This is a genomic window from Streptomyces sp. T39 (assembly GCF_008042045.1).
Taxonomy (GTDB): Bacteria; Actinomycetota; Actinomycetes; order Streptomycetales; family Streptomycetaceae; genus Streptomyces.
Genome location: NZ_RDBP01000013.1, coordinates 86,814 through 103,151, shown reverse-complemented (window position 1 = coordinate 103,151; position 16,338 = coordinate 86,814). Strand labels below are relative to the sequence as shown.

At 76.4% G+C, this 16,338-nt stretch carries 6 protein-coding genes; 4 read left to right on the top strand and 2 right to left on the bottom strand.

Annotated elements, in window-relative coordinates:
- The first annotated feature begins 7 nt into the window (after positions 1-7).
- From EAO77_RS17845 to EAO77_RS17835, 3 genes are all read left to right on the top strand, one after another.
- Positions 8-9,565, top strand: coding sequence for a non-ribosomal peptide synthetase (locus EAO77_RS17845; RefSeq protein WP_261994010.1), 9,558 nt, complete (start codon positions 8-10; stop codon positions 9,563-9,565).
- 6 nt (positions 9,566-9,571) lie between these two features.
- On the top strand, positions 9,572-9,790 hold the full coding sequence (locus EAO77_RS17840; protein ID WP_147989267.1) for an MbtH family protein: 219 nt from the start codon (positions 9,572-9,574) through the stop codon (positions 9,788-9,790).
- 175 nt (positions 9,791-9,965) lie between these two features.
- A complete protein-coding gene (locus EAO77_RS17835) occupies positions 9,966-10,436 on the top strand; it encodes an SAM-dependent methyltransferase (protein WP_147989266.1) in 471 nt (156 codons plus the stop codon).
- Between the two features lie 28 nt (positions 10,437-10,464).
- Here the strand turns inward: EAO77_RS17835 and EAO77_RS17830 are convergent, their stop codons facing one another.
- Entirely contained in the window at positions 10,465-12,267 is a 1,803-nt protein-coding gene (locus EAO77_RS17830; protein ID WP_147989265.1) for an ABC transporter ATP-binding protein, read from the bottom strand.
- A 535-nt stretch (positions 12,268-12,802) separates the two neighbouring features.
- Positions 12,803-14,518 carry an ABC transporter ATP-binding protein gene (locus EAO77_RS17825; RefSeq protein ID WP_222723671.1) on the bottom strand — a complete coding sequence of 572 codons (1,716 nt, stop codon included), beginning with the start codon at positions 14,516-14,518 and terminating at the stop codon, positions 12,803-12,805.
- 226 nt (positions 14,519-14,744) lie between these two features.
- Here EAO77_RS17825 and EAO77_RS17820 point away from each other — a divergent pair, with 226 nt between their 5' ends.
- Positions 14,745-16,319 (top strand): amidohydrolase, encoded by a 1,575-nt coding sequence (locus EAO77_RS17820; RefSeq protein WP_147989264.1) that lies wholly within the window; start codon positions 14,745-14,747, stop codon positions 16,317-16,319.
- The last annotated feature ends 19 nt before the right edge of the window (positions 16,320-16,338 follow it).

Here is a 16,338-nt window from a genome sequence, read left to right as displayed (position 1 = left end):
GCGCCGGATCTGCGAGGTGTTCGCCGACGTCCTCGGCGTCGACGAGGTCGACCCGGACATGGACTTCTTCATGCTCGGCGGCGACAGCATCATGGCCATGACCCTCTCCGGCCGGGCCCGGGCGGCCGGACTGCCCCTCAGCCCCCGCGACGTGTTCGCGCACCGCACGCCCGCCGCGCTGGCCGCCGTCGTCGGGGACACCGGCGGCGAGCCCGCTCCGCCCGTGCCCGCAGGGGACGGCGACGGCATCGGCGACGTGCCGCTGCTGCCGATCGTCCACCGGCTCCGCGAGGACGGCGGCCCGATCGGCCGGTTCAACCTCTCGATGCTGCTCCAGACGCCCGCCGCGGCCGGCACCGGCTCCCTCGCCGCCGTCCTCCAGGCCGTGCTCGACCACCACGACGGCCTCCGCCTGGTGCTCACCCGCATGGACCTGGGTCCCGCCGTCCCCGCCCTCTGGTCCTCGCACACCCGGCCCGCCGCGGACGTCGACGCGGCCGCACTGCTGCGCCGCGCCGATGTGCGCGGCCTCGACGACGCGGCGCTGCGCGCCCTGATCGCCGAGGAGTCCGACGCGGCGGCCGGCCGGCTCGACCCCGACGCCGGCACCATGCTCCAGGCCGTGTGGTGCGACGCGGGCCCGGACCGGCCCGGGAGGCTGCTGCTCGTGGTCCACCACCTGGTCGTCGACGGGGTGTCCTGGCGTGTGCTGCTGGAGGACCTCGCCACCGCCTGGACGGCCGTCGCCGCCGGCGAACGGCCCGCCCTCCCGCCGGTGCCCACCTCGCTGCGGCGGCACGCCCGGCAGGTCGCCGAGGCCGCGACCTCGGCACGGCGCCAGTCCGAACTCCCGCACTGGGCCGCCACCCTGGCGCCCGGCGCCGATCTCGTGGCGGGCGCCGCCCGCACCGGAACCGCCGGCGCCTGCCGCGAGCTCGGCGTCCGGCTGCCCGCCGGGACGACCCGCGCGCTGCTCACCACGGTGCCCGCCGCGACCGGGGCCGATGTCACCGAGGTGCTGCTCGCCGCGCTGCGCGTGGCGGTGTCCCGCGGGCGTCCCGGCGCGGACGGCGACCTGCTCGTCGACGTCGAACGCCACGGCCGCGACGGCACGGACGCCGACCTGACCCGCACCGTGGGCTGGCTGACCGGCCTCCACCCGGTGCGCCTGCCCGCCGCCGCCGACCCGCTCGCCGCCCTCGACGGCGTCCGGGACGCCGTCCGCTCGGCTCCGGACTCGGGCGCCGGATACGGCATGCTCCGTCACCTCAACCCGCAGCTGGCCCCCGTGTTCGCCGGGCTGTCCGACGCCCAGGTGCTGTTCCACTACTTCGGCCGTCTCGGCGCGGGCACCGGCCGGGACTGGTCACCGGCGCCGGAGGCGGACGCCCTGTCCGTGGAGCCGGACGCGGGACTGGCCGCGCCCTACGCCCTCCAGGTCAACGCCCTGTGCGCCGACACCCCCGAGGGGCCCGTCCTGCGCGCGACCTGGACATGGACCGCGGACGGCCCGCTCACCGAGGACGACGTACGGCGCCTGGCCGACGGCTGGACCGCGGCACTCGGCGAACTCGCCGCCCGCAGCGCGGACTCCGCCGCCGCCGCGCGCGCGGTGCGTCCCGGCGCCCTGCTGCCCGGAGCCCCCGGCACCGCCGAGGGCGCCGGCGACCCCCGCACCGTCGCGGGCCCCGGCCCGCGCCTGCCCGCCGCCGTCCCGGACGCCGTTGCAGCCGCCCCTGACGCCGCTGCCGACGGGCCGGACGCCGCCCCGGGGGCCTCCTCCGCCGTCCCCGACACGGAACTGAGCGGCCTCGGCGCCGAGGAGGTGGCAGCCGTCGTCCGGCTGAGCCCCTACCCGGTGACCGCCGTGTGGCCGCTCTCCCCGCTCCAGGAGGGCATCCACTTCCACGCCAGCTACGACAGCTCCGCCCTGGACGTCTACACGGCCCTGGACACCTTCGACTTCGGCCACCGCCTCGACGCCGGGCGGCTGCGCGCGGCCGTCGCGGCGCTGCTGCGCCGGCACGCCGGGCTGCGCACCGGCATCACCGCCGACGGGCTGCCCCGCCCGGTGCAGTTCGTGTGCGCCGCCGATGCCGTGCCCGTGCCGCTGACGGAGGTGGACCTGACCGGTCTCGACGACGCGGCACGGCGGAGCCGGCTCGCCGAACTCGCCGACGGCGCACGCGTCGAACGGTTCGACCTCACCGCGCCGCCGCTGTTCCGCCTCACCCTGATCCGCCTCACGCCCGGCACCGACCGGCTGATGCTCCGCCACCACCTGGTGGCCTGGGACGGCTGGTCCCAGTCCCTGTTCCTGGCCGAGCTGCTGGAGCTGTACGCCGCCGGCGGCGACGACTCGGCCCTGCCCGTCCCCGGCAGCTACCGGGACTACCTGAGCTGGCTGGCCCGCCGCGATCCGGGCACCGCCCGCCAGGCATGGGGCGAGGCCCTCGCCGGGCTCGCCGAACCCACGCTGGTGGCCCGCGACCCCGGGGGCGAGCCCACCATCCCGCACCGGTGCGGGAGCGCGCTCCCCACCGAGCTCGGCGACCGGCTGCGCGCCCGGGCGCGCGAGCTCGGGGTGACGGCCAACGCGGTGCTGTCGGCCGCCTGGGCGCTCGTGCTCTCCGCGACCGTGGGGCGCGGCGACGTCGTGTTCGGCGTCACCGTCGCCGGACGGCCGCACGACGTCCCCGGCGCCGGCACCGCCATCGGCATGTTCCTCAACACCGTCCCCCAGCGGGTCGTCCTCGACCCCGCCGAGACGGTCGGCGCGCTCCTGCGCCGCCTGCACGGCGATCGGGCCGCGCTGATGGACCACGAGTACCTCGGCCTCGCCGAACTCCAGCGCGCCGGCGGCCACCCCACGCTCTTCGACACCCTCTACGTGCTGCAGAACTTCGCCGACGACCGGGCCTTCCGGGAGCTGACCGGACGTCACGGCATCACCGGGGTCGGCAGCGTGGACGCCACCCACTACCCGATGACCCTGATCGTCGACCCGGCCGACGTGATCCGCGTCAAACTGGAGTACCGGCCCGACCTGGTCGCCGACGGGGCCGCCCGTGCCGCGCTCGACCGGTTCATTGCGCTGGTGGACCGGCTGACCGCGGACCCGGCCGTCCGGGTCGGCTCGCTGGACCTGCTGCTGCCCGGCGAACGCCGCGCGCTCACCGCCCAGCGGTCGGACAGCCGCGCCCCCGTCCCCGACGAGACCGTCGCCGACATGCTCGCCGCCCAGGCCGCCCGCACACCGGGAGAACCCGCACTCGTCTTCGGCGGGCAGACCCTCACCTACGCCGAACTGGACTCCCGGATCAACCGACTGGCCCGGCTGCTGCTCGCCCGCGGAGCGGGCCCCGAGAAGGCCGTCGCCCTCGCCCTGCCGCGCTCCGTCGAGACCGTCGTCGCCCTCTTCGCGGTGCTGCGCACGGGCGCCGCCTACCTGCCGCTCGACCTCGACCACCCCGCCGACCGGCTCCGCCTGATGATCGAGGACACCGGGCCCCTGTGCCTGCTGACGACGGCGGCCGTCGCCCCGGGTCTGCGGGGTGCCGCGGGTCCGCTCGCCCCCGAGATCCCCCTCGACGACACCGCCGTCACCGCCGCCCTCGACGCACTGCCGGACGGGCCGCTCGCCGACGCCGAGCGGCCCGCGTTCGCCGCCGGTGTGCCGGACCGGCTGGAGCACCCCGCGTACATCATCTACACCTCCGGCTCGACCGGCCGGCCCAAGGGCGTCGTCACCCCCTACCGGGGCCTGACCAACATGCAGCTCAACCACCAGAAGGAGATCTTCGACCCGGCCATCGCCTCGGCCGGCGGCCGCCGGCTGCGCATCGCCCACACCGTCTCCTTCGCCTTCGACATGTCGTGGGAGGAACTGCTCTGGCTGGTCGAGGGCCACGAGGTGCACATCTGCGACGAGGAACTGCGCCGCGACGCCGCCGCACTGGTCGCCTACTGCGACCGGCACCGGGTGGACGTCGTCAACGTCACGCCGACCTATGCCCAGCTGCTGATCGAGGAGGGCCTCCTCGATCGGGACGGGCGGCGGGCGGGGGCTCCCGGCGGGCACCGGCCCGCCCTCGTCCTGCTGGGCGGCGAGGCCGTCTCCGACACGGTGTGGAGCAGGCTGCGCGACACCCCCGGCACGTACGGCTACAACCTGTACGGCCCGACCGAGTACACGATCAACACCCTCGGCGGGTCCACCGCGGACAGTGCCACGCCGACGGTCGGCGTCCCCATCCGCAACACCCGCGCGCACGTCCTCGACCCCATGCTCCGCCCCGTCCCCGCCGGCTGCCCCGGGGAGCTGTACATCGCCGGAACCGGCCTCGCCCGCGGGTACCACGACCGGCCGGGGCTGACCGCCGAGCGCTTCGTGGCGGACCCGTTCGGGGAGCCCGGTGAGCGGATGTACCGCACGGGCGACCTGGTCAGGCAACGGCCCGACGGCCGGATCGACTTCCTCGGCCGCACCGACGACCAGGTCAAGATCCGCGGGTACCGCGTCGAACTGGGCGAGATCTCCACCGCCCTCGCCGCCCACCCCGGCGTCGCCCACGCCGCCGTCGTCGTGGACTCGGCCGCCGGGACCCGCCGGCTGGTCGGCTACGTCGTCCCCGAGGACCCCGCCGCCGACACCACGGCCCTGATCGGCGCCGTGCGCGGCCACCTGAAGGCGGCCCTTCCCGACTACATGGTTCCCGCCGCCCTCGTCCCGGCCCCCACCCTGCCGCTGACCGTCAACGGCAAACTCGACGTGAAGGCCCTGCCCGCACCCGAGTTCGCCGAGGCGGGCACGGGACGTGCGCCGCGCACCCCCCGCGAGGAGGTGCTCTGCGCCCTCTTCGCCGACGTCCTGTCCCTCCCCGAGGGCAGCGTCGGCACCGACGCGGACTTCTTCGACCTCGGCGGGCACTCCCTGCTCGCCACCCGTCTCATCGGCCGCGCCCGTACCCTCCTCGGCGCCGACCTGGCGATCCGGGACCTGTTCGAGGCGCCCACCGTCGCCGCGCTCGCCCGGCGCGTCTCCCCGGGCGACCCGGCCCGCCCCGCCCTCGTCCCCGCCGAGCGGCCCGCCGAACTGCCCCTGTCGCACGCCCAGCAGCGCCTGTGGGTCGTCCAGCAGATCGAGTGCACCTCCGCCGCCTACAACTTCCCCCTCGCCGTGCGGCTGCGGGGCCCGCTGGACACGGACGCCCTCACCGCCGCCCTGGCCGACGTGACCGCCCGCCACGAGGCGCTGCGCACCGTCTTCGCGGAGCGCGACGGCCGGGCCTGCCAGCGGGTGCTGCCCGCGGCCGGGGCCCGGCCCGTCGTCGACCGCGTCCACGCCACCGGGCGCGACCTCGACGCGCTCGTCGACGCCGCCGTCGGCCGGCCCTTCGACCTGCGGTCCGAACTGCCCCTGCGGGTCACGGTCGCGGAGCTCGCGCCCGACGACCATGTGGTGATCCTGCTGCTGCACCACATCACCACCGACGAGTGGTCGGACCGGCCCTTCCTGCGCGACCTCGCCACCGCCTACGCCGCCCGCGCCACGGGCCGGGCCCCGTCGTGGCGGCCGCTGCCCGTGCAGTACGCCGACTACGCCCTGTGGCAGCGGCGCCTGCTCGGCGACCCGGCCGACCCGGCGAGCCGCGCCGCCCGGCAGCTGGCGTACTGGCGCACCGCACTCGACGGCGCCCCGGAGGAGATCGAACTCCCCACCGACCGGCCCCGCCCGGCCCGGCCCGCGTTCACCGGCGCCGAACTCGACGTGCCCTTCGGCGAGGAGGCGCTCCGGGGCCTGCGGCGACTGGCCCGCGAGACCGGCGCCAGCATGTTCATGGTCACCCATGCCGTGGTCGCAGCCCTCCTGCACCGGCTCGGCGCGGGCACCGACATCCCGCTCGGCGCGCCGATCGCCGGACGCGGCGACGAGGCGCTCGACGACCTCGTCGGCTTCTTCGTCAACACCCTGGTGCTGCGCACCGACCTCTCCGGAGATCCCTCCTTCGCCGACCTGCTGGCCCGTGTCCGCGACGCCGACCTCGAAGCGTTCTCGCACGCGGACGTGCCCTTCGAGTCCGTCGTCGAGACGCTCAACCCGACCCGCTCGCTCGCCCGCAACCCGCTCTTCCAGGTGATGGTCGGCCACCACACCCGCACCGGCGGCGCACTCGACCTGCCGGGCCTCACCGCCGAGGACGTGCCGTTCCGCATCCGGTCCGCCAAGTTCGACCTCGTCTTCAGCTTCACCGAACACACCGCCGGCCAGGACGGCCCCGGTTCCCTGAGCTGCCGGCTGGAGTACGCGACCGAGCTCTTCGACCGGGACACCGCCGAACGGCTCGGCGACCGGCTCGGCCGCCTGGTCACCGCGGTCGCCGCCGAGCCCGGGCAGCCCCTCTCCCGGGCCGGGATCCTCGCGCCCGGCGAACGGCGCCTCGTCCTGGAGGAGTTCAACGCCACCGCCCGCGAGGTCGACGAGCTCTCCCTGCCCGCCCTCCTCGCCCGCCGGACCGAGGAGCGCCCCGGTGCCGTCGCCGTCGTCGAGCGGTCGGGGCGGCTCGACTACGCGGACCTCGACGCCCGCTCGAACCGCATCGCCCGCCTGCTCGCCGGCCACGGCGTGGGCCCGGAGGACATCGTGGGGGTGGCCGTCCCCCGGTCCGCCGACATGATCGCGACCGTCGTCGCCGTGCTCAAGCTCGGCGCCGCGTTCCTGCCGCTGGACCTGGTGCACCCGGCCGACCGGCTCGCCTACATGATCGGGGACAGCGGGGCGGCCCTCGTCGTCGCCACCGAGCAGGTCGCCGGCAAGATCCCCGCCGCCGGCGGCGCCCCCGTCGTCCTCCTCGACGCGCCCGCGACGGCGTCCGCGCTCGGCGACCTGCCCGCAGACCCCCTCGGCACGCCGCCGCCCGCACTCGACCGGACCGCCTACGTCATCTACACCTCCGGGTCCACCGGCCGGCCCAAGGGCGTGGCCGTACCGCACGAGGGCATCGCCAGCCTGGTCGCCACGGCCGTCGACCGCATGGGCCTGCGCCGCGACAGCCGGGTGCTGCAGTTCGCCTCCGTCGGCTTCGACGTGTTCGTCTTCGAACTGGCGATGGCCCTGTGCCACGGCGGCAGTCTCGTCCTCGTCCCGGACGAGGCCCGCGTCGCCGGTCCCGCCCTCACCGACTTCCTCGCCGCCCAGCGCGTCACCCACATGATCCTGCCGCCCTCCCTGCTCTCCGCCCTTCCCGCGGACTGCGAACTGCCCGCCGGTTCCACCGTCCTCGTCGGCACCGAGACCGTGCCGCCGGACCTCTTCACCCGCTTCGGGTCCGCGGACCTGATCTGCGCCTACGGACTCACCGAGGCCACCGTCAACTCCACGCTCTGGAGGGCCCGCGACGCCGGGGAGCGGCCCGCGGGGCGGGTCCCCATCGGCCGTCCCGACCCCAACACCGTCTGCTACGTGCTGGACGAGCGCCTGCGGCCCGTCCCGCCCGGTGTCGTCGGCGAGCTCTACGTCGCCGGACGCGGCCTCGCCCACGGCTACCTCGGCAGAACCGCCCTGACCGCCGAGCGGTTCGTCGCGGACCCGTACGGGCCGCCCGGCCGCCGGATGTACCGCACCGGGGACAGGGCCCGCTGGCGCACGGACGGCAACCTGGACTTCCTCGGACGCGTGGACAGTCAGGTGAAGATCCGGGGTTTCCGCATCGAACTCGGCGAGATCGAGGCCGCGCTCGCGACCCACCCGGCCGTCGCCCAGGCCGCCGTCGTGCCCGAACGCGACGGCGACATCGTCCGCCTCGTCGCCTACACGGCCGCAGGAAGCGGGAGCGGCGCCGGCGGCACGGCCGCCGACGGACAGGCGCTGCGCGACCACGCGGCGCGCCTGCTGCCCGAGTACATGGTGCCGGCGCTGGTCGTCGCCCTGGACGGCCCGCTGCCGCTGACGCCCAACGGCAAGCTGGACCGCAGGGCCCTGCCCGCACCCGACTGGGCCGCCCTCACCGGCGCCGACCGTCCGGCCACCGCGACCGAACGGCGGCTCGCCGCGCTCTTCGGCGAGATCCTGCGGCTGCCGGACGTCGGCGTCCACGACAACTTCTTCGCCCTCGGCGGCCATTCGATGGCCGTGATGCGGCTGCTCGCCCGGATCCGCACCGAGTTCGGCGCCGAACTCGCCGTCCGGGACGTCTTCGACGCCCCCACCGTGGCCCGGATCGCCGCCGCGCTCGACACGGCGGCCACCGCCCGGCCCGCACTGAGCGCCGCCGGCGACCGCCGCCCGCCGGGCACCGCCCTGCCCGCGGCCCCCGCACAGCGACGGCAGTGGGAGTCCTGGCGGCGGCACCGGTCCCACGACCACGCCCTGGTGCTGCGCGCGCCCGACGGCGGGTTCGACGCCGAGGCGCTCGCCGCGGCGGTGGCGGACGTCGTCGCCCGCCACGAGCCCCTGCGCACCGCCGTCGCCCCCGACGCCTCCGGCGTGCTCCGGCAGCACCCCGCGGCACCGCCCGCCCTGGCACGCGAGAGCTGCCCCGACCCCGGCGCCCGCATCCGCGAACTCGCCGCCGGGACCCCGGACCCGGCCCGGGAGGCCCCCTTCGCGGCCCGGCTGCTCACCGGACCCGACGGCGGGCAGTCCCTGCTGCTGACGGCGCACCACCTCGCGGTGGACGAATGGTCGGTCGTGCCGCTCTTCCGTGACCTCACCACCGCGTACACGGCCAGGGCCCAGGGCGCCCCGCCCGCCTGGGAACCACTGCCGGTGACCTACGCCGACTACACCGTGTGGGCCCACGAGCTCCTCGGCGACCCGGACGACCCGGCCGGCACGGGCGCCCGTCAGCTCGCCTGGTGGCAGGAGACCCTGCGGGACGTGCCCGAGCGCATCGGCCTGCCGACCGGCCCCCTCCCGTCCGGGGGCCACGGCGGCCCGTACGCCTTCGTCCTCGACGAGGAGCTGCACGCGGCCGTCGACCGCCTCGCGCACCGCACCGGAACCAGCATGTTCATGGTCCTGCACGCCGCCCTGTCGGCCCTGCTCACCGCACACGGCGCGGGCACCGACCTGCCGATCGGCACCATGGTCGCCGGCCGCACCGACGAGCGGCTGGGCGACCTGGTCGGCTGCTTCCTCGGCACCGTGGTCCTGCGCACCGACACCGACGGCGACCCCTCCTTCGCCCAGTTGCTGGAACGCGTGCGCGAGACCACCCTCGGCGCCCTGGACCACCAGGACGTGCCCTTCGACGACGTCGTCCGCGCGACCGGCCTGCCCGCCGAGGGACCGCAGGTCATGCTGATCCACCACGAGCAGGCCGACCTGGCCGAACTGGAGGGCGGCGCGGGCACGTTCCACGCCGTGCCGACGGGACCGCCCAAGGCGGAACTGGTCCTCGGCTTCCACGAGCCGCGCGGCGCCGGCCCCGTCCACTGCGAACTCCACGGACCGCCCGACGCCCCCCGGCTCGCCGGCGAATTCCGGGCGCTGCTGCGGCGCGCCGTGGACGCCCCCGGACGACCGCTCTCCCAGCTGTCCATCACCGCGATCCCCCAGGAGTGACGACGCATGACCACCAGCACCTCCAACCCGTTCGAGGACCCTCGGGGCAGGTTCCTCGTCCTCGTCAACGAGGAGAACCAGCACTCGCTGTGGCCCGCCTTCGCCGAGGTCCCGCCCGGCTGGCGCACCGTGTTCGGTGAGGACACCCGCGAGGCGTGCCTGTCCTACGTGGAGACCCACTGGACGGACCTGCGCCCCGCGAGCCTGATCGCCCGCATGTCCTGAGGGCGCGGTCGGGTCGCACCGCGCCGGGGTGAACACCGTTCCGCGGAGCGGGCGTTCACCCCGGCGCGCGGGTAACGTCGCCTCGTGACCCCGATCCGACGACGCCCCGGGAGACGTCCATGACGACCCTGCCGCCCACCACCCCTCGTGCTCCCGGCCCGCGGGGGGTCGCGGCGTGAACGCGGAGCCCGTGGCCCTCACCCCGGTCGGACACGTGGTCGGCGGCCGCACCGAGGCCGTCGAGGACGGCTGGGGCGAGGTCACGGCGGTGATCCGCCTGGACGGCGCCCTCCGCGCGGAGTCGCCCGTACTCGGCCTGGAGCACTTCTCCCACCTGGAGGTCGTCTTCCTCTTCGACCGGATCGACCCCGGAGCCGTGCGCACCGGCCCGATCCCGCCGCGCGGCCAGCCGGAGGCGGCGCCCGTGGGCGTCTTCGCCCACCGCGGGCCGTACCGGCCCAACCGCCTCGGTGTCTCCCGGTGCCGGCTGCTCTCCGTCGACGGGCTGGACCTGCACGTGGCGGGCCTGGACGCGCTCTCCGGTTCCCCGGTGCTCGACGTCAAGCCGTACATGGCCGAGTTCACACCGGACGGGGCCGTCACCCAGCCGGCCTGGAGCACCCGGCTCATGAGCCGCTACTACTGACCCGGCCTCCCGCCGCGGACCGGCGCGCTCACGACCCGGCGGAGTCCGTGGTGCCGCGGCCCGCCGACCACGCCTCCCACAGGGCCGCGTAACGTCCGCCCGCCGCGAGGAGTTCCGCGTGCGTCCCCGTCTCCACGACCCGGCCCTCGTCGAGGACGACGATCCTGTCCGCCGTGGCCGCCTGCGGAAGGCGGTGGGCGACGAGCAGTCCCGTACGGCCCTCCAGCGCGTTGCGCGCCGCGCTCTCCAGCACGCGGGCGCCCGCGCTGCCGGCATCGGCCGTCGCCTCGTCCAGGATCGCGACCGGGAGACCGGCGAGGACCAGACGGGCCAGGGCCAGCTGCTGGGCCTGCGTCACGGTCAGCCGGTGACCGCCCTCGCCGACGACGGTCGCCGTACCCTCCGGCAGCGCCTCGGCCCACTCCAGCGCCCCGACCCGGCCGAGCGCGGCCCGCACCTGCGCATCGGACGCCTCCGGCCGCGCCAGCCGCAGGTCGTCCGCGAGCGGACCCGCGAAGACATGCACCTCCTGGCTGATCAGCGTCACGGCGCGCCGCACGCCGGCCGGCCCCAGTTCCCGCGTGTCGACACCGCCCAGCACGATCACGCCGCCCGACGGCTGGTGGACGCCGGCGATCAGCTTCGCCAGCGTGGTCTTGCCGGCCCCGCTCGCACCGACCAGGGCGACCCGCTCCCCGCTGCGCACGTCGAGGTCCACCTCGTGCAGGACCGGATGCCCCGGCGTGTAGGCGTGGCTCAGCCCGCCGACCTTGACGGAGCCGTCGACCGGCACGGCCCGCCCGTCCGGGGCGCGTTCGGCGGGCAGCTGCGACACCCCGACGAGCCGGGCGAGCGAGGCGCCGGCGGACTGGGCCTCGTCGATCAGGAAGAGCGCGGCGTTGAGCGGGTTGAAGAGGCCGTGGAAGTAGAGCGCCGCCGCCGTCGCCGTGCCGATGCTCACGGAGTCGTCGCGCACCAGCACGAAGCCGGTGGCCAGCACCGACGTCAGCCCGACGAACTCGGCCGCGTTCAGCCGGGAGAAGAAGCCCGAGACGAGCCGGCTGCCGCGCAGCGCCAGCCCGACGGCCGCCTCGGACCGCTCCCGGAGCAGATCGGCGTGCGCGCCGCCCAGACGGAAGGCGCGCACGGTCCGCACGCCGCCGATGCTGTCCAGCAACTGGTGCTGCAGGGCCCCGGCCGCCACCCGGTGCGCCGCGTACACGCGTCCGGCGCGCGGGATGTACCAGCGCACGGTCAGCACGTGGACCGGCACCACGGGGAGCACGGCGAGCAGGAAACGCCAGTCCAGGACGGCGAGTGCGGCCGTGGTCAGCACGATGGTGAGCAGCGCGCCGCTGAACTCCGGCAGCGCCTGGCGCACCGCCTTGGTCGTGATCGTCACGTCGCCGGTCACCCGTGAGGTGAGATCGCCGGATCCGGCGTGCTCGACCCGTTCGAGCGGCAGGTGCAGGGCCCGGGCCACGAACGTCTCGCGCAGTCCGGCGAGGACCGTCTCGCCGAGCCGGGCGACGAGCGCGTTGCCGACCGCGGTGAGGGCGCCGCGCGCGACGGCGACGGCCAGCAGCAGGACCATCGGCACCGTCAGCGCAGCGGTGCCGCGCCGCTCCACGACGAGGTCCACGACGCGGCCGAGCAGCGGCGCGGTCAGCAGCCCGACCGCCGTGCCGGCGACCAGGACGGCCGCCGCCGACGCGGCGAGCAGCCGGTGCCCGCGCAGCAGCGCCTTGAGCGCCGCGAGCGTCTGACGGGCCGTCGCGGTGGGCAGCAGCTCGCGCCCTGACCCGTTCTCCTGCGGCGCCTCCCCGCTCATTCTTGCTCCTCCGTCTCGGTGGGGGCCGCGCGGCCCGCTCCGGTGGGTATGCGGGGCTCCGATGCGCCCGGGGCGGGCGCGCCGTGGGGCGGGGTGCCCGGTCCGGGCGGCGCGGTGGCGCCTTCGGCGGGCCTGCGGTGCCGCGGGGTGCCCGGTCTGTTGTGCGCCGTGGCCTCCGGCGCGGCCCCGCCCTGCCGCGGGGTGCCCGGTCCGTTCGGCGCGGTGGCGCCTTCGGCGGGCCTGCGGTGTTGCGGCTTGACCGGTCTGTTGTGCGCCGTGGCCTCCGGCGCGGCCCCGCCCTGCCGTGGCCTGCCCGGTCCGTTCGGCGCGGTGGCGCGTTCGGCGGGCCTGCGGTGCCGCGGGGTGCCCGGTCTGTTGTGTGCCGTGGCCTCCGGCGCGGCCCCGCCGTGCCGTGGCCTGCCCGGTCCGTTCGGCGCGAGGGTGTCCGCGGCGGGCGCGTTCCCGTGGGTGCCGCCGTGGGAGGGGCGAGGGTGCCCGGCCGGGGCGGACCGTGCCCGGGACGAGGGGGTCCGGGTCATGCCAGCACCGCCGCCCGGTACGCGGCGTCGCCGGCGACGAGGTCGGCGTGGCTGCCCCGGGCGGACACGGTGCCGCCGTCGAGCACCACGACCCGGTCCGTGACGGCGAGCAGCGCGGGGCTGGTGGTCACCAGGAGCGTGGTGCGGCCGTGGCGCAGATCCCGCAGGCGGGCCGCGATCCGCGCCTCGGTGACGGCGTCGACGGCGGTCGTCGGGTCGTGGAGCACCAGCACCGGGGGATCGGCGGCGAGCGCCCGTGCCAGCGCCACCCGCTGCCGCTGTCCGCCGGAGAGCGACCGTCCCCGCTCGGTGAGCAGCGTCTGCCCACCCCGCGGCAGCGTCCGTGCCACATCGTCCGCGGCGGCGGCCTCGAGGGCCGGTCCGAGCGCCGTGTCGTCCTGCCCGGTCCCGGCCCGCACGTTGTCCAGCAGGCTGCTCTCGAACAGGTCCGCGTCGTGGTGCGCGACCAGGATCGTCCGGCGGACGGTGTCGGGGTCCAGCCCGGTCAGCGGCAGACCGCCGACGCGGATCTCCCCGGCGTCCGGGTCGAGTTCGCGGCCCAGGCAGCGCAGCAGGTCGGCCGCCGTCGCCGGATCCCGGGCGACCAGGCCGACCAGCTCACCGGGGCCGGCGTCGAGGTCCACGCCCCGCAGCGTGCCGTGGACGACGCCGCGCAGTTCGAGCCGCGCCGCTGCCGCCCCCGGGGCCGTCCCCGCCCCGGCCGCCTCCGCGCCCGGCGCCGCCGCGCCGGTCACCGCGGGAGGCGAGGCCAGCACCTCGGCGATCCGGTCGGCGGACGCGCGGCCCTGGGCGAACTCGCCGCTGACGTAGGTCAGAAGCTGGAACGGGCCCAGCAGGAACTGGGCGAGGCCGACGGCGGCGACCAGTTCGCCCACGCTGATCAGGTCGCGCATCGCCAGATGCGCGCCCACCAGCCCGATCGCGGCGATGAACATGCCCGTCAGGACGAGGATCGCCCCGTCGTGCCAGGCGCGGCTCACGGCGGACCGCAGCGCGGCCGCCAGCGACTCCCGGCTCGTGTGCCGGTAGCGGGCCACCGCGGCGGCCTCCGCGCCTATGCCCTTGAGGACCCGCAGCCCGGCGACGAGGTCGGCGGCCACCCCCGAGGCGTGCGCGGCGCGTTCCTGCTCGACCTCGCTGCGGCGTTCGAGCGGCCGGCTGATCCGGTGCCCCGCCCACAGCAGGGGCGGGACGCCGAGCAGGATCAGCAGGCCGAGCGGAACCGAGATCCGCAGCAGCGCGACCGCGCTGACGGCGAGCCCGGCCAGTGCGGCGGCCGCGTACGGCACGGCCGCCGTGACGGCGCCCACCCGGGCGGCGTCCCCGGTGGCCAGCGCGGTCAGCGCGCCCGGCAGCCGCCCGGTGTCGGCCCCGCCCCGCGGGTCGAGCACCCGATCGCCCAGCTCGCCGCGCAGGCGGTGCGCGGCGTGTTCGCCCGCCGCGTCGGTGATCCGGGCCGAGGTCCGGTAGCAGGTGGAGAGGGCGAGGAAGAGGACGCCGAGGACCAGCAGCCACCGCAGCAGGACGGCCGAGTCCCCGGTGGCGACCGCCTCGTCGATCACCAGGCCGATGACGACGGGCACCAGCACCTCGCACGCCTGGTGCCCCATGCCGAGCAGCGACGCCGTCACGACCCGCCGTCGCTGGCCCGCGATCGCGGTGCGCAGGACGGCGCGTCCTTCCCCGGGCATGCGTTACCTCCAGAGAGCGGCGGCCGGTCGGCCCAGGTTACTCCAATCACACCGCCGAGCAGCAGCGTTGTTCGCCGCCCGCCGGCCGCGGAGGGCCCTCGGCCCGCGGGCCCTGCGCACCCGGCGGCCGTCTGCCGCGCCTGCGGGACATCCCGTAGGCTCGCCCCGGTCGCGGGGTGCCGTCCGACCGCCGACGAGGCCGTGTGGTTCCCGGAGAGGAGCGCCCGTGCTCGACACGAGGCTGACCAACGCCCGTATCCTCACGATGGATCCCGGCCACCCCACCGCTCATGACATCGGCATCTGGCGCGGCCGGATCGTGGGTCTGGACGACGCGGTCACCGCGCTGCCCGCACGGGAGGTGATCGACCTCCGGGGCGCCACCGTCCTCCCGGGCTTCATCGACAGCCATGTGCACATGGCCTGGACCGGGTTGAAGGAAACCACCCCGAGCGTCGCACCCTGCGAGCGGGCCGAGGACGTGCTGGCCGTCGTCGCCCGCGCCGCCGAAGGGCTGCCGCCGCACGCCTGGGTGGACGTGGCCGGGTACGACCAGCGGGCGCTCGGCCGGCATCTGACAGCGGCCGAACTGGACGCCGCGGCAGGCGGACGCAAGGTGTTCCTGATGCACGACTCCGGGCACGCCTGCGTCGTCAGCAGCGCCGTCCTCGCCCTGCTCCCCGCCGGCGCCCCGCCGTCCGACGGCTTCCTCGCCGAGAGCGCCATGACCGCGGCCCGCAGGCTGCGGCTGCCCTACGCACAGGACGAACTGGCGGACGCCGTCGAACGCGCGGCCAGGACATGCCTCGCCGAAGGCGTCACCGCGGTCGCCGAGGCGGGCATCGGCGGCGGCCTGCTCGGGCACAGCCCCGTCGAGCTCGGCGCGTACCAACTCCTGCGCGACCAGGGCCGGCTGCCCCTGCGCGTCCAGCTGATGGCCGCGGGCGACACCCTGCTGCCGGTGGCCGCGCACGAGGCCGACGGCATGACCCACGCCCTCGGACTCGGCCTGCGCACCGGCTTCGGCGACGACTGGCTGTCGGTCGGCGCGCTGAAGATCTACACCGACGGCGGGATGATGGCCCGTACCGCCGCTCTCACGGAGCCCTACACGGGCACGGGGGCGACGGGCGAGTTCCAGGACGACCCCGAGCGCATCGCGCGGACCGTCCTCGCCGGGCACCTCGCCGGATGGCAGCTCGCCGTCCACGCGATCGGCGACCGGGCTGTCGACCTCGCGCTCGACGCGCTGGAACGCGCCCAGCGCGCCCTGCCGCGTCCCGGTGCGCGTCACCGCATCGAACACGCGGGCCTGGTCCGCCCCGACCAGCTGCCCCGCTTCGCCGCGCTCGGGGTGACCGCGGTGGTCCAGCCCGCCTTCCTGTACTCCTTCGGCGACGACTACGCCGCCGTCATGGGCGCGCGCCGAGCGCCCTGGCTGTACCGGGGCCGCGCCTTCCTCGACCACGGGATCACCCTGGTGAGCAGCTCCGACCGGCCCGTCACGGACGGAGCCCCGCTGCGGGCCGTGCAGTTCATGGTCGAGCGGGCCTCGTCGTCGGGCACGCCGGTGGGCCCCGACGAGGCGGTCACGGTCGAGGAGGCCCTGCGCGCCTGCACGGTCGGGGGCGCGTACGCCTGCCACTGGGAGGACAGCGCCGGCAGCCTCGCCCCCGGCAAGCGCGCCGACCTCGTCGTCCTCGGCGACGATCCCCGGCACGTCGACGTCTCGCGCATCGCCGCGATCGACGTGGTGGCCACCGTCGTCGACGGCGCGGTGGCGGCGGGCACCCTGACCTGACGCCAGGCGGCCGGTGCGG

Excerpts from the sequence above, each read along its gene's own strand:
- EAO77_RS17840 (WP_147989267.1), top strand. The coding sequence starts at position 9,572 with ATGACCACCAGCACCTCCAACCCGTTCGAGGACCCTCGGGGCAGGTTC.
- EAO77_RS17830 (WP_147989265.1), bottom strand. The coding sequence starts at position 12,267 with ATGAGCGGGGAGGCGCCGCAGGAGAACGGGTCAGGGCGCGAGCTGCTG.
- EAO77_RS17825 (WP_222723671.1), bottom strand. The coding sequence starts at position 14,518 with ATGCCCGGGGAAGGACGCGCCGTCCTGCGCACCGCGATCGCGGGCCAG.